The following is a 20,328-nucleotide window of genomic DNA, read 5'->3' as shown; positions in this document are numbered from 1 at the left end:
CAGTTCAGAGCACGCCCACCTCACGCAAGAGTCGTACGGTTCCCTCCAGGTCCGACAGTTGCGTCAGGTCGAGCCCTTCCGGCGGGCTGAGTTCGTCGATGCTGGGGAGTTCGCCGATTGGGTCGACGCCCGAGACGAGCGGGTACTCGAACGTGGTGCGGGCGAAGTAGTCCTGCGCTTCGGCCGACAGCAGGTGACGGACGAAGTTTGCCGCGAGCTCGGAATCGTCGGCGGTGTCGAGGACGAGCGCGCCCGCGACGTTGAAGATAGAACCGGCGTCGCCCGCGGTGAAGGCGGTCGAAAGCGGCGCGTTCGGTCGCCCGGCGAGGATGCGCTGGATGTAGTAGTGGTTCGCGAAGCCGGCGTGAATTTCGCCGTCAGCGACGGCCTGCGAGACGAGGAACTCGTCGTTGAACTGGGTGACGCCGAGGTCCTGCATACCCTGCAGCCACTCCTTGGTCGCCTCGTCGCCTTCGAGGACGCGCATCGCCGTGATGAACGCCTGGAACGACGAGTACGTGGGTGCCCAGCCGATGTTGTCGCGGAAGGCCTCCGTTTCGGGGAACTCCATGATGTCGTCCGGAATCTCCGACTCGTCGAACTGGTCGGTGTTGAACGGGATGGTTCGGGCGCGACCCGAGGTACCAGTCCACTGACCGTCGGGGTCCTGGAACTCGTCGCGGACGAGGTCGAGAACCTCGCTCGGGAGGTCCTGTGTCCGGCCGGCGTCCTTCAGTGCGCCGAGCGACCCGGCGTTGACCGAGAAGAACACGTCGGCGGGGCTGTTCTGCCCCTCGGTCTGAATCTGGTTGACGTGTTCGGCCGCGGAGTTGTACCGCGGGACCACGTCGAAGTCGTCGTAGTAGTCCTCGAAGAACGAGATGAGTTCGCCGACGAGTGCCTCGCCGCGACCGGAGTAGAGCGTAAGCTCTCCCGAGAGGTCCGGCATCTCTGCGACGGAGACACCACCGGTGATATCGCGGTCGCCAAACGGCGAGCGGCCGGAGCCAATCTGTCCGACTGGTTCCTCGCCGCCGCTTTCGTCGGCGGCCGTCGTCGTTGCCGTCGATTCTTCGTTACCGCCAGTACAACCGGCGAGTGCGCCGAGACCTAGCGCCGCCGTGGTTGCGACAAACCGACGACGACTGTGGACGCGAGGCTCTCGGTCGTGGTCTTGCATACATGGATTTAGGTAGGCCTAAAACATAAATACCTGCCGGTTCAGCGCCCCAAATCGGTGTAAAACGAGGAATACGTGTCAGTCGTCTGCAGTGACCGCGGCACGAGGTGCCGCCAGCGCGTCCAGACAGTCGAGCCAGTCTTGCATATGGCTCCCCACGTAGTTGAAGAACTCGCCGTTTCGATAGTCGGACCAGTCTCCGTCGGCCAGTTCGTCAGCCATCGCTTCGAACACCTCGGCGTAGGAGTCGGCGTCGTCGCCGACCGCGTCGACGACTTCCCAGAGGTGTTCGTTGAGTTCGAGACCCGGAACTTCGTTGTTCAGGTCGTCGAACGTCGGGCGGGCGGCCTTGTTGTGCTCACACAGTGGATAGCCGGTGATGATGTCTTTCTCCAGCACGTCCGCGGCGCGCTTGAGGAAGACGCCCGACCAGATGTCGTCGAATCGGCCGACTTCCCACTCGTTGTCGTCCATCGGCAACTGGTAGAACGCGGGGATGACCTCGCGCTCGAAGGCGAGATTCATCGAACAGACGGTGAGGTACTGTCCCGGTTCGGCGACGAAGTCGCCGTCGAAGTCGTCGAAGTCGGTTCGGGTCTGGGCCTGTCCCTGCAGGTCGCCGTCCATCAGGATGCGCACGGCGTCGAGGTCGGGAACGTTCGTCCACAGTCCCTGCGAGGCGACCACATCGCGGAGTTCCATGCTGTCCGTCTCGACCGTCTCGCCCATCGCCGAGTAGGGGTATCCCCGGGGGTACAGTCCGTGTTCGTCGGCGTTCTGGTAGAGGACGTTCACCCAGTGTTCGTCGCTGGCGACGGACTCCACTTCGTCGGTGCGGTGGAGGTTCTCCATGTGTCGCCCGAAGAAGTCCCACTCGTCGTGGGGAAGGGTGTCGTCGTCGATGAAGAAGCCGTACTCGAACTCGGGGTGTGCCCACATGTACAGCAAGCCGAAGCTCGTCTGAGCGTGGCTCGCGGCCGGGACGAGATGCCCGTACTCCGAAATCCCCTGTTCGTCGTACCACGCTTCGCGGTCCGATTCGTCGAAGACTGCCCCTGAAACTCCCTCGTCGTCGAGCATCGCGGCCATCTCCTCGGTGTCACAGAAGTCCTCCGTCACGAGGAGGACGAACAGACGGTCGAGGTCGAAGCCGTGTGCGCGGGCGTTGTCGAAGTACGCTCGCATGCACTCGAACTCACGGATGGTCGGAACGACGACGCAGATATCCGAATCCATTGCCAGTATAATTTTAGGCAGACCAAAAATACCTGTTGGTACGTGCCTCAACGTTTCAGACGGCCAACAAGCTGAGAATCGGATGCCCCCATGCTCTCCTCAGGACGAGTTTCGCATCCCCGTCAGCGATTCCAACAACAGCACCGCAGTCTCCTTCTGTAGCGGGTCGTTCGCATTCCCGCACTGCGGCGACTGCACACACGAGGGACAGCCGTCATCGCAGTCACAGTCGGCAATCAGTGCCGCCGTCTGCCGCATCAGTCGCTCGACGATGTCGTAGCCGGCGCGGGTCAGACCCACCCCGCCGGGGTGCCCGTCGTAGATGAAGATGGTCGATTGGTCGGTGTGGCTGTGATACGGCGTCGAGAGACCGCCGATGTCGCCCCGGTCACAGAGCAACGTTAGCGGGAAGAGCGAAATCATCCCGTGTTCGGCGGCGTGGATGCCGCCGTTGAAGGCGTAGTCGCTGCCGACGCTCAAGCCGCCGTCTTCCTCGCTGTTGCCACCCAATTCGCGCATCTCTGACTCCACGTCGCCGGGGACGGTGAAATAGAGGGCCTTTGTCCGCAGGCTCGTCTCGGGCAGGTCGAGCAGTTGTTGGCCGATGGTCGTTCCGCGCTTCGGGTCGCGGCGCTCGAACCCGGTTATCTGCTTGCGCATCGTCACCTCGGCGAAGCGAACCTCGACATCAGAACGTGCAGACAGCGGTTTCGACAGGATGTCGCGTTCGACGGTGATGTGTTTGTCGTGGAGGACACGGGTGTAGTAGTCCGCCCACGTGGGTTGCAGGCGGGCTACGTCGCGGTCCAAGTCGAGGTCTGCGACCTCGTACGTCTGGCCCTGATGGTGATAGACTGCACCGGGATGGGCGTCGCGCAGGGCGTCCTCGAACGCGAGTTTCGCGATGGTCTCGTTGTTCCGCGAGTCCATCAGGCGAATCTCTCGGTCCGTGATGGTTCGGAGGCTCATCGCGTGTTGTGGGCTTCCGCCGCCGTCGTGAGTCCACCGTACTCCGCTGTCGGTGTCTCGCCGCGCCACCGTCCCGTCGTCTTCGAGAGTGGAAACCACGTTCGGGAACGACGAACCGAAGTACTCCTCGTCGGCGGTCGAGAGCCAATTTTCGGACGCAGCACAGGCGACGTGACTGGGGAGCAGGTGGTCGTTTTCGGGGTCGGACACCGCCCGTTCGGGGTCGCCCTCGAAGAACTCGCCGGGGTGTTTCATGAGGTACTGGTCCAACTGGTCCTCGCCACCGACGAGGACGACCAAGGCCGGTCTGTCGCCGCGGCCTGCGCGCCCGGCTTGCTGCCACGCGGACATTCGTGTGCCGGGGTAGCCGTCGATGAGGACCACGTCGAGGCCGCCAACGTCCACACCGAGTTCGAGTGCGTTGGTACTCCAGACGCCCGTGATGTCGCCATCGTGTAAGCCGGACTCTATCTCCCGCCGTCGGTCGTGCGTGAGCGCCGCTTGATAGGCCGCGACCTCGCCCGCACGTCCGTGTTCGCCGCGACTCCTGAGGTCGTTCGCACTCTCGGAAGCGTATCGTTCGGCGGCCTGCCTCGCCCGGGTGAACGCGAGCGTCTGATGACCGCGCGAGACTAAATCGACGAACAGGTTCTTCGTCTCGACGTGGGCCGAGCGTCGGCGTCCCGACCCGCCAGCGTCGGGATTCTCGTACTCCGGCGGATTCCACAACAGCCAGTGTGTCTCGCCGGTTCCGCTCGCGTCGCCATCGACGAGCGTGTACGACCCTTCCGGCTCACCGGTGATTCGTGCGGCGTGTTCGACCGGGTTGCCGATGGTCGCCGAACAGCAGACGAACTGCGGGTCAGAGCCGAAGCGTTCGCAGACACGCTTGAGTCGCCGAAGCAACAAGGCGACGTGGCTCCCGAAGACCCCGCGGTACCCGTGAACCTCGTCGATGACGACTGTCTCCAGTGAGGAGAAAAACCACTCCCAGAGGCGGTGCGCGTGCGGGAGGAGTGCGTAGTGAACCATATCAGGGTTCGAAAGCAGGACGGTCGGTCGTCGCTTCCGAACGTCACGTTTCTCCGATTTCGACAGTCGGCCGGTGTACTGGTCGACCGAGACGCGACTGCCGAATCCGAGGCCGTGCGCGAGGTCCGAGAGCGTGTCCAGTTGGTCGGACACGAGGGCGTTCTGTGGGCCGAGATACAGCGTGCGGCCGCCGTGGTCCATCGCGCGCTCGAACGCCGGAACCGTGTACGCGAGGCTCTTTCCGCTCGCGGTTCTGGTCGCGAGGACGACGTTGTCTCCGTCACGCACGGCGTCGACTGCCTCGGCCTGATGGCGGTACAGGCGGTCGATACCGCGGTCGTCGAGAGCCGACGCCAACCGCGGTTCGAGGTCGACGTCGGCGAAGGTGGGGTCGCGTGCTTCGAACTGCCGGTGGGCGCGAATCTGCCCCTCGTAGTACGGACGCGTTCGAAGCCACTCGATGATGTCGTCCACGCTCTCACCTCGGACTTCGCCGTCCTAACGCTGTCGGAGATTGCTATACGATGGCACGATTTCTTCATCCGCCGCGCTATTTTTGTCCTTCGGGTCCTCACGAGAGCGTATGAACGCGGACGCCGTCCTCGTCTACGACGGGGAGTGCCCCTACTGCTCCGTGGCCGCGACTGCCCTCAAGCGCCTCGACGACGTGGAGGCGATTTCGTGGTACGACGACGCCGCACAGGAGTTCCTCGCGGCCCAGTTCGACGAGGTTCCCTTCGCGATGGTCCTCGCCGACAGGAACGAAGGACAGGTCTACGCGGGCGGTGCGGCCGCGAAAGAACTCGCCGACAGGGCGGGGACGCCCGGCATCGTCGGCAGTCTCGTCCGCGACAACTACGACACTATCGCCAAGGCCGTCGGCATTGCGAGCGGCCGCGGACGCGACCCGGACGACTTCCACAGCGTCTACCCGCTCAAAACAGCGGCCGCCGACGTGTTCGACCGCCTCGCCTCGAACGCCGAACCACATCCCGCCGACCTTTCGTAGGCCCCGTTTCAACACCCGTCAGTGACCGTCCACTCCCTCGCACCCGAAACGCTCGGTACTGACGACGGCCCGCTCGAACTCGACACTCACTCGCCGAGTGGAACCTACGCACTCGTCTTCGACGTGCCCGAACTCACTATCGAGGTCGGTGCCCTCGGCGAACAGCGAGTTCCGACAGGGAGCTACGTGTACCTCGGGAGCGCCTTCGGTACCGGCGGGCTTCGTCGGGTACTTCGCCACCGGCGTGTCGCAGAGGGTAACCACGATGCTCGACATTGGCACGTCGATTACCTCGGCGGCCACCCGGACGTCACGCTCTCTCGTGTCGTTTGCGTGGTCGACAGCGACGTCGAGTGCGACGTGGCCGCGACGCTCGCCGACGGGCCAATCGCTGGCTTTGGGTCCTCCGACTGCGACTGCACGTCACACCTCGCTCGATACGAGACCGTAGACGAGGCGCTCGCTGCTTCGACTGCGGTATTTCGTCAGAAAGGATGAGGGAATTCCCTCCGTCGTGCCTGCCGGACCGGGCACCCCGGGAGGCACGACGCTGCCGGTAGTCAGAGGCACCCCGGCGGACCTACCTACAACGTGGAGTGGCTTTACCTCATCTTTCGGCGATGGCTCTCAACCATCGATTACTGGTATATGAATATTCTGGCTCTTTATATACAAACGGTCGTTTTTTACGCTCTTTTATATGGGGGTGATTCACAATGGCACCAGCGTCTTCCGATAGTGGTCCTCGAACCCGTTCGGTCAGACCCCAACGACTTACGCTGCGGCTTTCGAAGAGGCGGCAATGACGACGACGTTTCCCTCGATTCCCTACCTCGACTGGATTATCGGCCGCACCGACGAGGTGACACACGACCTCGCGACGAGCGATTTACGACCGACAGCTTCGTTCGAGGGGCTCGTTCCGCCGTCACTCGCGGGACTTCCTGACCCGGACGATGCGACGCTCACCGGCCAACTCGCCGACCGATACGGCGTTTCCGAATCGAACGTTCTCGTCACAGCGGGCGCGACGCACGCGAACTTCCTCGCAGCCTGTGCCCTCCTCGACCGAGCCAAGCGCCGGCGCCACGAGGCAGACGCGAGCGAGGCGACCGACGCAACCAGCCCAACCGACGCAGCCGACCCAACCGAGGCGACCGACGCAGCCGACGCACCGAAACCGCAGGTTCTCGTCGAGAAACCGGGCTATCAGCCACTCTGTGAGACGCCCGAGGCACTCGGTGCTCGCGTCGACCGATTCCTTCGCCCGCCGGAGTTCGACCACGCGCTCGAACCGCATCGCATCGAGAGCGCGGCCATCGACTCGTTCGCCTACGCGATGGTCACGAACCGTCACAACCCGTCCGGCCGCCTCGCCACCCGCGCCGAACTCGCGGAGATGGCACGACACGCCGCCGACGTGGGCGGGTATCTCCTCGTCGACGAAGTGTACGCTCCTTACGTCGACCCGGCCGACGACGGCCCGTTCGGTGGCGTCACCGCTGCCGGATTGCCGAACGTCGTCGTCACCGGGTCGCTGACGAAATTCTACGGGCTGGGTGGTCTTCGCGTCGGCTGGCTCGTCGGCCCGGAAGACGTCGTCGAACGGGCGCGTCAGGCCTCGATGCACCTCCCGTCGGTCGCCGACCCGAGTAAGAAACTCGCGCGGCGCGCCCTCCACAACAGCGAGCAACTGGACGCCGCTGCGCGTACACACCTCTCGGCGAACCACGAGTTGCTGGCGTCGTTCCTCGCCGAGCGACCGAACCTCGACGGACGAATCCACGCTGGCGGGTCGTTCGCCCTACTGGAACACGAGACACACAGCGGCGACGAGGTGGTCGAAGCCGCCCTCGACGGTGACGTGCTCGTCGTACCCGGCCGGTTTTTCGACCGCTCGGACGCGTTCCGCACCTCGCTCGGCGGCGACCCGGAAGCGATGGCCGCCGCGCTCGATGCCTTCGGCTCGGTCCTCGACGAGTTGTGAGAAGAGAGCACCGAGAGAGTCGAGTGTGAATGTATGCCGACTCGGACCAGCCCAGTCCGAGTCAGCGGATTTCAGCCTCGATTACCTCAGTGCCCAAGCCCGCTTGATTCAGTGCCAACGTCCGGTCGCGTCAGCCCCAATGCCCGCTTGCCTCTGTCGTTCACCGAACCCGTGCCAATTGGTTGGGGGTGTCTCTGATTTTCGCGTCGAGACTGCTGTCGCTCCGTGAGAGCCGACTACACCGTAATGGCGCGGTCGAGCATCTCGACGGGGTGTGGCGGTTCGTCGTCGACGCCCATGTCTTCGAGTTGCGACCGACAGGATGCCCCCGGCGCGACGACGATGTCGCCCGGACTGTCGGCCACCTGGTCCGAGAGAATGCTCCCGATAGCCATCGACATGGAGTAGTGTTCGGCCTCGTAGCCGAACGACCCCGACATTCCACAGCACGTCGAATCCAGCGGGTCCACGTCGTAGCCAGCCCGCCGAAGGACGCCAACAGCGTGGTGGTCCTTCTTCGTGGACTTCTGGTGACAGTGGCCGTGGTACGTCAGGGCGTCGTCCTGCGGGAGGAACGAGAGCTCGTCGTCCAAACGGAACGTGTCGAAGTACTCCATGATGCCGTAGGAGTTGGCGGCGACGGCCTCGACGTCGTCACCGGAGAGCAAGTCGAGATAGTCCGACTGGAACATCACCGCGTCCGAGGGTTCACAGAGGACGATGTCCCACCCCTCCTCGACGAAGGGTGCGAGCACGTCTACGTTCTGTTCCGCGTCGGCGCGGGCGCGGTCGAGGAAGCCCTTCGAGTGTGGCGGCCGACCCGACCCGGCGACGCCATCGGGAATGCGAACGTGGACGTTGGCGGCTTCGAGCGCCCGCACGGCGGCCTTCCCGACGTCCGGGTGGTTGTAGTTTGTGTAGGTGTCGGGGAACAACAGCACTCTGCGGTCGGCTTGCGCCTCCGGGATGCCCGCCGAGCCGCGTGATTCGAACCACTCGACGAAGCTCGTCGAGTGGAACTCCGGGAGTGTGCGCTCTTTCGCGATACCGATGGTCTTCTCCATCAGCGTGCGTGCACCCGGAATCTTCGTCGCGCCGTTTGCGAGCGGCGCGAACTTCGACCCGAGTTTCGACAGCGCGTCGATGTTGGCGAACACCTTGTCGCGGAGGCTCGACCCGTTGCGCTGGTGGTACTCGTGGACCACTTCGGCTTTCATCTTCGCCATGTCGACGCCGCTCGGGCAGTCTTTCGAACAGCCCTTACAGCCGACACAGAGGTCCAGCACCTCGTGGACGAACTCATCTGTGAACATCTCGTCTTCCGAGAGACCGCCGCTCATCGCCTGCCGGAGCATGTTCGCCCGGCCGCGCGTAGACTGAATCTCCTCTTCGGCGGCCCGGAAGGTCGGACACATGACGCCACCAACAGTGGACTGCTGGCCGCGACAGCCCGCACAGCCGTGACAGAGTTCGACCATGCCCTCGAAGCCGTTGTCGTTGTCCCAGTTGAGCGCGGGGTCGAACCCGGCGTCGAAGTCGTAGTCGGGCGAGAACCGGAGGTTCTCGGTCATGTCGTAGTCGCCGCAGATGTTCCCCGGATTGAGGAGCCAATCGGGGTCGAACGCGGATTTCAGGTCGCGGAAGACGTTCCAGAGGTGGTCGCCGTACAGTTTGCGGTTCCACTGCGTTCGCGCGCGGCCGTCGCCGTGTTCGCCCGAGACAGAGCCGCCGTACTTCACGACGAGGTCGGTCACTTCGTCGGCGATAGCCTCGAACGTCTCGACGCCTTCGGCCGTCTTCGTGTTCACGAGCGGGCGAATGTGGAGGACGCCCGGCCCGGCGTGGGCGTAGTACGAGGCGAAGGTGTCGTGTTCGTCGAGGATGTCCTGGAAGTCAGAGACGTAGGCGGGGAGGTTCTCCGCCGGAATCGCCGTATCTTCGATGTACGCGATGTGCTTCTCGTCGGAGGTCCGCGAGAGGAGAATCGGAAGCCCCGACTTGCGCATCTTCCAGAACTTCGCGCGCGTGTCGGCGTCGTGGGCCTCCATGAAGTCGGTGGCGCAGCGCTCCGTTTCTGTCACCGAAGTCGCCCCATCCGAGGGGTCGAACTCGGTCGCACCCGAATCAGGAACGCGGTCCGCGACGAGGTCGGCGACTTTCTGCTTGCCGTCTTCGTCGGAGTCGGCGTAGAACTCGACCAAGAGCGTCGAATCGGTTCCCTCGGGCAGCATCCCGACTACGTCCGCGAACTCGGCCGTGTCGCGGGCCAAATCGAGGAGCACGTCGTCCATAACCTCGACCGCGGCCGGTTCGTGTTCGAGGATGGGCGCGACGTCGTGCATCGCGTCGATGACGTTGTCGTAGGTCAGGAGCGCGACAGAGGCCGTGTTCGGAATCTCCGCTAAGGAGACGGTCGCCTTCGTGACGATGGCGAGCGTCCCCTCCGACCCGGCGATGAGGCGACCGAGATTGACGTGTCCTTCTTCCCAGTCGTCGTCGATGCCGGTGTCGTCGGGCGTCCGGCGCTCGCCGCGCATCTCGTCGACGAGCATGTCGAGGTTGTACCCCGAGACGTTGCGCTTGAGGTCGGGGAAGCGCTCGGAGATTTCGTCGGCCTCTTCGTCGAGAATCTCGGCGACTTTCGCGTAGATTCGCTCTTCGATAGTGCCCGTTGGGTCGCCCTGCTCGCGCAGTTCGTCGACGGTCGTCTCGCCGAACGTCGTCACCGTGCCGTCGGCGAGGACGACCTCGACTTCCTCGATGTAGTAGTCGGTCTTGCCGTACTTCAGCGAGTGTGCGCCCGTGGAGTTGTTTCCGATAGCGCCGCCGAGTGCGGAGCGGTCGCCCCACGCCGGGTCGGGGGCGAACTTCAGTCCGTGTGGTGCCAGTTGTTCGTTCAGGTCGCCGAGTCGAACCCCGGCCTGTGCCGTGGCCGTCCGCGCCTCGGGGTCGACGTGTTCGACGTCGCCCATGTAGCGGACGAAATCGAGGACGACTGCCTCGTTGACCGTCTGCCCGGCGAGACTCGTCCCACCACCCCGCGGAAGGACGGGAATCTCGCGTTCGGCGCAGTACTCCATCACCGCCGCCACGTCGTCCGTCGAGGCCGGCATGACGACGCCGATGGGCATCTTCTCGTACGCGGACGCGTCCGTCGCGTACATCGTTCGCGTGTAGGTGTCGAATCGCACGTCGCCCTCGACGATAGATTCGAGGTCTTCGACCAGCCCCGGCCGTTCTACGTCGTCGTTGACGTAGTCGTAGTTCCCCTCGGTCGAGGGGTCGGCGGCCGCGTCGTGCGTGTTTGATGCCATTGTCAGTTGCTCGCTAGTAGTCGATTTGTGTGACACAATAAAGACACCCGAGAGTGGGTGAATCTGCTCGAAATTCGTTGCCGGTACGCCATTCCGTCGCCACCGTTCAGAATACGCCCGGGAACAGCACGTAGCTGAACAGGAGCGTCAGAATGCCGGTGGCAGTCCCGTAGTAGACGAGCGGGATGAGTTCGAGGCGGATGACCCGACCCTCCTCGCCGACGAGGCCGACGACCGCGAGCGCGGCGACGACGTTGTGGACGGCGATGAGGTTACCGATGGCACCGCCGACCGCCTGTGCCCCGAGCATGATGGTCTTCGGCGTGCCAATCTGGTCTGCGACACCGTACTGGAAGGTGCCGAAGAGGATATCCGAGACGGTGTTCGACCCCGCGAGGAACGCGCCGAACGCGCCCACGTACGCGGCGAAGAACGGGTAGGCCGAGCCAGCGACGCTCGCCATGCCCTCCGAGAGGACGATGAGCATGCTGTCGGTCCCCGTTGCTGCGCCGGACTGCAGCATAATCTGGACTGTCGCGACTGCGAACAGCAGTGCGACGACCGCCGGAGTGACCTTCTCGATGGTCTCTGCCCACGACGCCTTGATTTCCTTGCTCCCCATCCCGTGAATCGGAATCGTCAGCAGGTGGACGGCGATGAACACCGCGCCGGGCAGGTAGAGGAACGCGAAGTCGTTTCCGAGGTCAGTTCCGAGGATGTTGCTCCACGCCAGTTTGAACACGTCCATCGTGATGAAGCTCTGGACGGGGTCGACGACGCGGGTGACGACCAGAAGCAGCGCGACGAGCGCGTACGGCGTCCACGCCTTCAGAAGCGACATCTGTCCCGCGGACGCGGGCATGCTCGACTGAACGTTGCCACCGTCGGCGGCGACAGAGACGTTGTCGCTGGTCGATTCGCCGGGCTGGATGTCACCGACCCAGTGGTCGGGCCACGCGGACTCTGGCTCGAAGTCCCACTCCTCGTCGGGGTGGAAAAAGCCCGCTTTGAGTGCGCCGACCGTCACGGCCAGTCCGACCATCGAGCCGAGCAGCCCCGGGAACTCCGGTCCGAGGAAGTACGCGGTGAGGAAGTAGGGGACCGAGAACGACGCCCACGCGAAGAGCGTGAGTGGAAGCACTTCGAGCGCTGGCTTGATGGACCGCTCTTCACCGAAGAAGCGGGTCATCATCGCGACGCCAATGAACGGGAGTGCGATGCCGACGATGACGTGGTGCATCGCGGCGAATACGGCGATTTCGCCGACCCACGCCGCGATGGTCTCGAAGTTACCAGTGCCGAGTACTTCGGTGCTGATGGATTCGACGCTCTCGAAGATGTCTATCATCCCGATGATGAGCGGCGTCCCGACCGCGCCGAAGGTAATCGCCATCAGGTTCCCCGTGAGGGCGACCACGACGGCGGCCAGCGGCGGGAAGCCGAGGCCGACGAGAAGCGGGCCGACGATGGCTGCGGGCGTCCCGAAGCCAGCGGCCGACTCGATGAACGAGCCCATGAGGAACACGAGCAGGACGACCTGTACGCGGCGGTCCTCGCTGATGTCTGCGAACCCGCTGTTTATCGCATCGAACGCGCCCGTCTGCTTGAGCGTGTACAGGAGGAGGATTGCCCCGAAGACGATGTACAGGATGTTCGCTGCCGTGATGAACCCGTTAATCGTCGATGCCGCGATCCACTGTACCGACATGCCCCAGCCGACGACGCCAGCCCCGACTGCGACGACCCACGCGACGGGCATCGCCCGCGTCGCGGGCCAATAACGCCCGACCATGAGGTACGCGATTGTCAGAAGCGGAAGCAGCGCGATGAGTGCGTCGGCCGCACTAACCATGCTGTCCACCCCCATTGTTGATTCCAGCCGATGCCATTCCAGTTCCGTGCCTGATTCCGTGCATCGTGGAATCTCATACACAACTTTTGTGATATATATCTATCGTTCGTCCCGATTTGTGACATGAAATCAGGCTCTCCTTTCCCGTCCTCCCGAGACCAATACACACGTGTGAAAACTTCGAAATAGGCGATTAAATGCCAAAAAAACGGGGTTTGCAGAGGTTCTATCTCAGGCACGATTTCCTCAATTTGAACTGTGTTCTCCTGTCGCATACGACCAATATACTCGTATGAAGTGGCCATTACACACATCTGAACTGGGAGTTCACTCGTGTGCAAAGGCTTTTACTCTCGTGTGTAAAGGACAAACCATGGAAGACGAGGCTGGCGCGCGCCCCCGAAACGAACACGGGCAGTACGTCGGCCGCATCTCGCTCGACGCGGTGTTGACGGTCTTCGACGACCGGGAAGACGCCGCCCGACCACTGACCGCGGCGGACGTGATGGAGGAACTCGACTGCTCGCGTCGAACGGCGCACAACAAACTGAACGAACTCGAAGAGCGCGGCGACCTCGCGACGAGGAAAGTCGGGGCACGGAGTCGCGTCTGGTGGATCCCGATTCCCACATCTCCCGAACAGGACCCCGCGACGACGAAACAGGCAGCCAATCCGCAGTCCGAATCACCGGCGACACCCGCTTCCGAACCAACTGACTCGGAACACGCGAGCGACCACCCGCCGGCTGTCTCGAACGCTATCGAGGCCGCTGACCTCCCGGGCAGTGGCCCGATGCTCGACTCCCGACGCGAGGCGCTCTCGGCCGCATACGACTACCTCACCGACCACCCGGAGGCGAAGAAAGCGGACTTCCTCCGCGATGTCTACCACGACTACCCCGCGGGGTTCGAATCCGCCGAAGGCTGGTGGAACGCCATCCAACCCGCGTTGAAGCAACTTCCCGGGGTCGACCCGCCGGAAGAACGCGGCCACATCTGGCACTTCCTCGGCGGCTAACTCCCGTCACCGCTGGTGCCACATCCCACGATTTTATACCGTGAGAGGAACCATTCACGGCAGACGCACCGATGTCCCACGATTTACCGGGTATAGCTTCTCTCGATGGGGATGTCGATGAGCGACGGTGACGCCGACTCCGGGGCCGGGGACGGTTCTCCAGGCGACCGCTCACCACCAGACACGGGCACCAGCGGAGACCATTCAACGCCAGAGGCAGGCACCGGCAACGACCGCTCAGCGCCAGAGACGGCAGACTCCCGTGAGTGGGAAGACGCCAATCGGTCGCTGGACGACCACCCCACTGGCGGCGACGACGTGTACGCCTCCGAAGTAGAAGGGAAACAGTACCGCGGAACGTGGTACCTCCCGCTTCGGTACGAGGACCTCGACGAGGCACCGGAGTCCGAGGAGTATCCCGACCAGGGGACCGGCGGGTCGTTCCGAGTCGCCGACCTTCCTCGCGTCCCCCGAGTCGGCCACGTCGTCGGGCCGTCGGCTATCATGCTCGGCGCGTCGCTCGGAAGCGGCGAGACGCTCTTTTGGCCGGTGTTGACCTCGCAGTTCGGATGGACGCTCTTCTGGGCGTTCCTCGTCGGTATCCTCACGCAGTTCGTCATCAACACGGAACTCCAGCGGTGGACGCTCGCGACTGGCGAGAGCATCTTTCGCGCCTTCGCGCGCGTGGGAACGTATTGGCCGTGGCTCTTCCTCTTCGGGGGCCTCATCAGCCTCGGGTGGCCCGGGTGGGCCGCCGGTGCCGCACAGGTCGCCGCGGTCGGCCTCGGTTTCAGCGGGACCGTCGAAGTGCTCGGCTTCGCCGTCGCGTCGTGGAAACTCATCGCCGCGGCGTTGATGGGCGTCATCTGGCTCTCGTACCAGATATCGTCGGTCATGTACAACGCCGTCGAGGTGTTCCAGATTGGACTCCTGTTCGTCGCCATCGGGGCGGCGTTGATGCTCGTCGCCGTCACCGGGTCGTGGGTCGAGTTCGGTTCCATCCCCGACGCCGCAGGGTCGGTCGGAACCCTCCCAGAAAGTCTCGATATCGCAGTGTTCCTCGGCGGGCTCGCGTTCGCGGGTGCCGGTGGATACCTCAATCTCTCCCAGAGTCTCTGGATGCGCGAGAAGGGGTACGGCATGGGCAACTATCAGGGCCGAGTGAAGAACCCGCTTCGCGGTGACGACCCGGAACCAATCGAGCGCGATGGCTTCACGTTCCGCCCGACTGTGACCAACCTCCGTCGCTGGCGCGGCTGGTGGAAAGTCGTCCAACTCGAGCACCTCCTGACGTTCGTCGTCGGGTTACTCCTCGTCGCACCGGCGCTGATGAGCGTCGCCATTCACTACTCGCCGGGTGAGACGACCGACGCGATTCAGATGTGGCTCGGAGGCATCGCCCCGTTGGTCGGTCCCGTCGGGACGTTCCTCGTCTTTGCCATCCTCTTTGTCGCCCTGTTTACGACCGAGTACGCCATCGTCGAGTCCTTCGTTCGAAACAGTGCAGATGCGCTCTACGAATCCTTCGGCCGTGAGGCCGGATGGGACCTGCCCAAGCTCTTCTGGCGACTCCTCACGGCGTTCTGCCTGTGGGGGCTCATCATCATCTTCGCGTTCACCTCGCCGTTCGAGGGGCGCGAACCGTTCTTCTTCCTCGTCGTGGGTGCTGCCATGTCCGGCATCATGATGTGGCCCTACACCGCGCTCGTCCTCGTGATGAACACGACGCGCCTCCCCGAACACGTCCAGCCGGGGTGGGCACGCGTCGCGGCGATGTGGTGGGCATCCGGCTTCTACGGCTACTTCAGCGTACTTCTTATGGGGACGACGCTCGTCGAACTCGGGTTCCCGGTGTTCGACACCGCACCGACGATTCTTGGAAGCAATCTCGGTGGGTACGTTCTGTGGGCAGGATTCCTCCTCGTTCAGGGATACGCGGTCGGACGCTCGGCCGTCGGAAAATATCAAAAATCGAATACAGTCCCGGGCGCAGACGAGGCGAAAGGCCGGTTCTCGTGAACTCCCGAAACCTTCACAATTAACCGACACAGGGCTGTTCGAACCCGAAGAACGATTATGCAGAACATGTAATGCGAACACATGTCAACCGGCACGGTTGCGACGTTCGAGGACTCTCTCGAACGACTCGAAGTAGGCTGGACACACACGTCTTCGGACGAGTTGGGCGACGTCCTCCGCGAGGTCTGTGACGACCCTGCGGTGGGTGTTCCACTTCCGTCTGACGCACCACTCCCGGAGTGGGTGAACACGAACCCCACACCGGCGGACCTCCGTGAGGCGAATGCTGGCGTCACGGCAGCGGGAATCGGTATCGCGGACTACGGCAGCGTCGTCGTGCAGGGCACACCCGACGGTGTCGAACCCGTGAGTCTCTTTTGTGACCGACACGTTGCCGTCCTCCAGCAGTCGGACATCGTTCCCGGCATGCCGGAGGCGTTCGAATGGCTGGGCGAGGAGTTCCGCACGGGTCACTCCTCGGCTATCATTGCGACGGGACCGAGCGCTACCGCCGACATGGGTGCGCTGGTCAAGGGCGCACACGGCCCCAAAGACGTTCACGTGGTGATTCTCGATGAGTAAGGCACGCGAGGCCAAGGCGGCCAAGATTCGGCAGTTGATGGAGACCGAAGGCGACGCCGTCAACACCGGCACCAGCGGATTCAATCAGGGTCGATACGAGTCGGTCCAAACGCTCGACGACTACGACGGCCTGAAGTCAGAGGCCCGGGCCGTCAAGGAAGACGCCATCGAGCGCCTGCCAGAACTCATCGACGAACTCCGCGAGACGGTCGAAGAAAACGGCGGCACGCTCTACATCGCCGACGACGCCGCCGACGCGAATCGCTATATCCGCGAGGTATGCGAGGACAACGACGCCGAGCGAGTCGTCAAATCGAAGTCGATGACCTCCGAGGAAATCGAGGTCAACGAAGCACTCGAACACGCTGGAACCGAGGTTATCGAGACGGACCTCGGCGAGTGGGTGTTGCAGGTCGCCGACGAGGCACCCTCGCACATCGTCGCGCCCGCAATCCACAAGTCCCGCGACGCCATCGCCGACCTGTTCAACGAGACGTTCGACCCCGACGAACCGCTGGAGACGGCCGAGGAACTCACCATGTTCGCCCGCGAGCAACTGGGCGAACTCATCGAAGACGCCGACGTGGGCATGACCGGCGCGAACTTCATCACCGCCGACACGGGAACGATTGCCCTCGTCACCTCGGAGGGCAACGCCCGAAAGACGGCCGTCGTCCCCGACACGCATGTCGCTGTCGCAGGTGTGGAGAAACTCATCCCGACGGTCGAAGACCTCCAACCGTTCGTCGAACTCATCGGGAAGTCGGGAACCGGACAGGACATCACCTCCTACATCTCGCTTCTGACCCCGCCCGTCGAGTCGCCGACGGTAGACTTCGACGACCCGGACACCCCGATTACAGACGCCGAGACCGACCGCGACTATCACCTCGTCCTCATCGACAACGGTCGCATGGCCATGCGCGACGACGACCAGTTGCGCGAGACGCTCTACTGCATTCGGTGTTCTGCCTGCTCGAACGTCTGCGCCAACTTCCAGCACGTCGGCGGCCACGCCTTCGGCGGCGAAACCTACTCGGGCGGCATCGGAACCGGGTGGGAAGCGGGCGTCGAAGGACTCGACTCCGCGGCCGAGTTCAACGACCTCTGTACCGGCTGTAGCCGGTGTACCACCGCCTGCCCCGTCGAAATCGACATTCCGTGGATAAACACGGTCGTCCGCGACCGCGTCAACCGTGGCGACGTCTCGGAAGTCGATTGGCTCGTCGAGGGTCTCACCCCCGACGAGGAACCCGGCGGAGTCAGTTTCCAAAAGCGGTTCTTCGGCAACTTCGAGACGGCCGCGAAGGTCGGGAGCTTCTTTGCCCCCGTCTCTAACTGGGTCGCCCAGTCGTCCGTCTCTCGGAACCTCATGGAGCGGTTCCTCGGCATCGACGCCCGCCGGGAACTCCCGGCGTTCCAGCGTGAGACGCTGGTCGAGTGGTTCGACGCCCGAGGGTCGCGCGTCCAGAACCCAACGCGAACTGCCGTCCTCTACCCCGACGTGTACACCAACCACGTGCAGGTCGAACGCGGCAAAGCCGCCGTCCGCGCGCTCGAAGCCCTCGACGTCGAGGTCGTCGTTCCCGACGTTCGGTCGTCGGGCCGCGCCCCGCTCTCGCAGGGCATGATTGCGACCGCCGAAGACCACGCCCACGACGTGTACGCCGGTCTCGCCGAGTACATCGACGCTGGCCACGATATCGTCGTCATCGAGCCGTCGGACCTCGCGATGTTCAGAGGCGAGTACGAGAAGTTCCTCCCCGAACAGTCCTTCGAACGCATCGCCGACAGCAGCTACGAGGTCATGGAGTACGTGTTCGGCCTGCTCGAAAACGGGGCCGATGCTGACGCGCTTTCGGTCGTCGACGGCGACGAAGTGGCCTACCACAGCCACTGCCAGCAGCGAACCCTCGGTCTCGAAGGCTACACCGAAGCCGTCCTTTCGGACCTCGGCTTCGACGTGGCGACCTCCGACGTGGAGTGCTGTGGGATGGCCGGTTCGTTCGGCTACAAATCCGAATACTACGAACTGAGTATGGACGTCGGCTCCGAACTCAAGTCGCAGTTCCAGACCGACGACACGCGCGACCGAACCGTGGTCGCAAGTGGAACGTCGTGTCTCGAACAACTCGATTCGCTCCTCAGTCGGCCGACCCAGCACCCGGTGCAACTCGTCGCACCGAGTCGGTAGGCTGCCAGCGACCCCACCGACTCTCTCGGCTTCACTGCTTTCACGACTTCTCCCGACTCTTTCAACCCCCTGTCATCTCTCCATCTGTTGTGCCGTCTGACGCCCGTCAGCCACGCGTCTGCGTCGATTGCGGGGGGCTACGAACAATTAAGGCCCGGCATCTCATGATGGCGGATATGGACGGGACGCCCGAAGAGATTACGACGCTCGTCGGCCGCGAGGTCTACTCGAACAGCGGTATGTTCGTCGGTGAAGTCGAAGACGTCCGTCTCGACTTGGACCACGAGTCAGTCACTGGAATGGCACTGACCGAACTGAATCAAGAACTGTTCCGCGGACAAATCGAACCCGGAAAGGGAGTTCTCATTCCGTATCGCTGGGTTCGCGCTGTCGGCGACGTCATTCTCATCAACGACGTCATCGAGCGCCTGAAGACGCCCGACGAAGACGAAGAGTCGCTGGCTGTCTGATTAACTGCCGTTACCGCTCTCTCCGCTTTCGACACCCATCGCACGGAAGAGCTTCCGCTTTACCGCTTCTTCGGTGAGTTGCAACAGCGTATCGCGGTTGTCGTCGCTGGACTCGATGCCCGTGAAGATGCCGAGCGGAATCTCGACGGACCCCTGCGTGGAGTGGCCGCCCGCCTCGCCGATTCCCGTGAAGGCGTCCGAGAGAATCTTCCCGATGTTCATGCGGATGTCCTTCGACCGCGCCGCGAGGTAGATGGTGTCGTCGGCGATGCCGAAGACGGCCGTCGTGGTGATTCCCTCCAGATTCAGGAGGTGCTGTGCGGCCTGCGAGAGGGCGTCACGGTCGCGGATGAACCCGGCATTCGAGACGAGGTGCGACCCCTGAACCTCTCGGTTTTGAATCGCCTCGGCAAGCACGTCCAGCGTCTCCGGCGACATCGACGGCGACTCGACTTTTTCGAGGATGTCGTGGTCGGCGAAGGGATAGAGGTACGCCGCCGCGGTCAAGTCGGCTGGTGTCGTATCGCGTTTGAAGTCTAACGTCTCGGCGCGGATGCCGTACAGGAGTGCCGTGGCGACCGCTTTCGAGGGACTGAGGTCGAACTCCTGGATGTACTTCGTGAGGATAGTCGACGTCGACGAGACGTTCGGCCGAACGTCGGTAAACTGCGCGTCGATACCCTCGTCGGGCTCGAAGTGGTCGATGAAGACGGCGATATCTGCATCCCCGATGTCCGGGAGTCCCGACTTCATGTGGTCGACGAGCGCCAAGGCACCGTACTCGTCGAGCGCTTTCGCGTCTCCTCGCGGCGTGAGTTCGATACCGAGGATGTTCACGAACGCCCGATTCTCTTGGTGGCCCATGTCGCCCGAGTAGAGGATGTCGGCGTCGACGTCGTACTCGTCGGCGATGGCTTGCAGCGCCACGGCCGAAGCGAGCGAGTCCGGGTCGGGGTTGTCGTGGGTGAGAATCGCCATCCCGTGGTCCGTCTCGCGCAGGAGGTCCGCCAACTGGCGCGCTTTGTATTCGAGTTCGCCGGACTCGACGCTTCGAAGCGCGGAGTCGGCGATGACCTCCGAGGGGTTGATGACGACATCGGCCCCGAGTTTCGTGAGTTCGTCCTCCGAGACTGGGTCCGAAGCGCGGACGACGACGAACTGGTCGTCGTTGCGCTCGCGGATGGCCGAAACGGCCGCCTTGTTCGCCTCGACGTCAGATGCGAGGATGAGAATGACGTCTCGGCCGGCGACGGCGTCGGCGACTTCCTCGTCGGCGATGTCCGTCGTCTGCGCGTTCAGGTCCTGGTCGCGCAGGGCTTCGACGCGGCTTTCGTCCTTATCCAGGATGAGGACGTCTTTCCCTTCGTCTGTCAGTTCCTCGGCCACCGCGTGCCCGACGCTCCCGCAGCCGAGAATCGCGTAGGTGGACATCGAGGAGACTGTAACCCCTGCACTCATCGTTGGCG

General features: G+C 63.5%; 14 protein-coding genes. 8 read left to right on the top strand and 6 right to left on the bottom strand.

Translation table 11 applies throughout. The annotated features are described in order from the left end of the window. Positions 1 to 4 precede the first annotated feature (4 nt). The 3 genes from KU306_RS13740 to KU306_RS13730 all read right to left on the bottom strand — a co-directional run bounded on the left by KU306_RS13740 (position 5) and on the right by KU306_RS13730 (position 4,891). The gene (locus KU306_RS13740) at positions 5 to 1,180 is read right to left on the bottom strand and encodes an iron ABC transporter substrate-binding protein (protein ID WP_258302278.1); all 1,176 of its coding nucleotides are present in this window, start codon (positions 1,178 to 1,180) and stop codon (positions 5 to 7) included. Between the two features lie 78 nt (positions 1,181 to 1,258). Beyond that, a complete protein-coding gene (locus KU306_RS13735) occupies positions 1,259 to 2,416 on the bottom strand; it encodes a hypothetical protein (protein ID WP_007540593.1) in 1,158 nt (385 codons plus the stop codon). Positions 2,417 to 2,515: 99 nt separating this feature from the next. Next, complete coding sequence (locus tag KU306_RS13730) at positions 2,516 to 4,891, bottom strand: DEAD/DEAH box helicase (RefSeq protein WP_258302277.1); 2,376 nt, start codon at positions 4,889 to 4,891, stop codon at positions 2,516 to 2,518. 109 nt (positions 4,892 to 5,000) lie between these two features. On the opposite strand from KU306_RS13730, the gene KU306_RS13725 reads away from it, so the two are divergent. From KU306_RS13725 to KU306_RS13715, 3 genes are all read left to right on the top strand, one after another. Beyond that, positions 5,001 to 5,426 carry a DUF393 domain-containing protein gene (locus KU306_RS13725; RefSeq protein WP_258302276.1) on the top strand — a complete coding sequence of 142 codons (426 nt, stop codon included), beginning with the start codon at positions 5,001 to 5,003 and terminating at the stop codon, positions 5,424 to 5,426. A 21-nt stretch (positions 5,427 to 5,447) separates the two neighbouring features. Next, on the top strand, positions 5,448 to 5,924 hold the full coding sequence (locus tag KU306_RS13720) for a GIY-YIG nuclease family protein (protein WP_007540588.1): 477 nt from the start codon (positions 5,448 to 5,450) through the stop codon (positions 5,922 to 5,924). Between the two features lie 304 nt (positions 5,925 to 6,228). Then, the gene (locus KU306_RS13715) at positions 6,229 to 7,413 is read left to right on the top strand and encodes a pyridoxal phosphate-dependent aminotransferase (protein ID WP_258302275.1); all 1,185 of its coding nucleotides are present in this window, start codon (positions 6,229 to 6,231) and stop codon (positions 7,411 to 7,413) included. Positions 7,414 to 7,649: 236 nt separating this feature from the next. On the opposite strand, the gene KU306_RS13710 is transcribed toward KU306_RS13715, so the two are convergent. Further along, on the bottom strand, positions 7,650 to 10,727 hold the full coding sequence (locus KU306_RS13710) for an FAD-binding and (Fe-S)-binding domain-containing protein (protein ID WP_258302274.1): 3,078 nt from the start codon (positions 10,725 to 10,727) through the stop codon (positions 7,650 to 7,652). Positions 10,728 to 10,833: 106 nt separating this feature from the next. After that, complete coding sequence (locus KU306_RS13705) at positions 10,834 to 12,579, bottom strand: L-lactate permease (RefSeq protein ID WP_007540582.1); 1,746 nt, start codon at positions 12,577 to 12,579, stop codon at positions 10,834 to 10,836. Between the two features lie 373 nt (positions 12,580 to 12,952). Between KU306_RS13705 and KU306_RS13700 the strand changes: the two genes are divergently transcribed. The 5 genes from KU306_RS13700 to KU306_RS13680 all read left to right on the top strand — a co-directional run bounded on the left by KU306_RS13700 (position 12,953) and on the right by KU306_RS13680 (position 18,862). Continuing rightward, positions 12,953 to 13,597, top strand: coding sequence for a helix-turn-helix domain-containing protein (locus KU306_RS13700; protein WP_007540580.1), 645 nt, complete (start codon positions 12,953 to 12,955; stop codon positions 13,595 to 13,597). 111 nt (positions 13,598 to 13,708) lie between these two features. Then, on the top strand, positions 13,709 to 15,616 hold the full coding sequence (locus KU306_RS13695) for an Nramp family divalent metal transporter (protein ID WP_007540578.1): 1,908 nt from the start codon (positions 13,709 to 13,711) through the stop codon (positions 15,614 to 15,616). Positions 15,617 to 15,697: 81 nt separating this feature from the next. Continuing rightward, on the top strand, positions 15,698 to 16,198 hold the full coding sequence (locus KU306_RS13690; protein WP_007540576.1) for a LutC/YkgG family protein: 501 nt from the start codon (positions 15,698 to 15,700) through the stop codon (positions 16,196 to 16,198). After that, a complete protein-coding gene (locus KU306_RS13685) occupies positions 16,191 to 18,392 on the top strand; it encodes an LUD domain-containing protein (RefSeq protein WP_007540573.1) in 2,202 nt (733 codons plus the stop codon). The genes KU306_RS13690 and KU306_RS13685 overlap by 8 nt, the downstream gene beginning before the upstream one ends. Positions 18,393 to 18,568: 176 nt before the next feature. Beyond that, entirely contained in the window at positions 18,569 to 18,862 is a 294-nt protein-coding gene (locus KU306_RS13680; protein WP_007540571.1) for a PRC-barrel domain-containing protein, read from the top strand. Here KU306_RS13680 and KU306_RS13675 read toward each other — a convergent pair whose 3' ends face one another. Continuing rightward, positions 18,863 to 20,320 (bottom strand): DHH family phosphoesterase, encoded by a 1,458-nt coding sequence (locus tag KU306_RS13675; RefSeq protein ID WP_007540569.1) that lies wholly within the window; start codon positions 20,318 to 20,320, stop codon positions 18,863 to 18,865. Positions 20,321 to 20,328 lie beyond the last annotated feature (8 nt).

The sequence above is a fragment of the Haloferax larsenii genome, assembly GCF_024730625.1.
Taxonomy (GTDB): domain Archaea; phylum Halobacteriota; class Halobacteria; order Halobacteriales; family Haloferacaceae; genus Haloferax; species Haloferax larsenii.
This window is presented reverse-complemented; position numbering and strand designations above follow the sequence as displayed.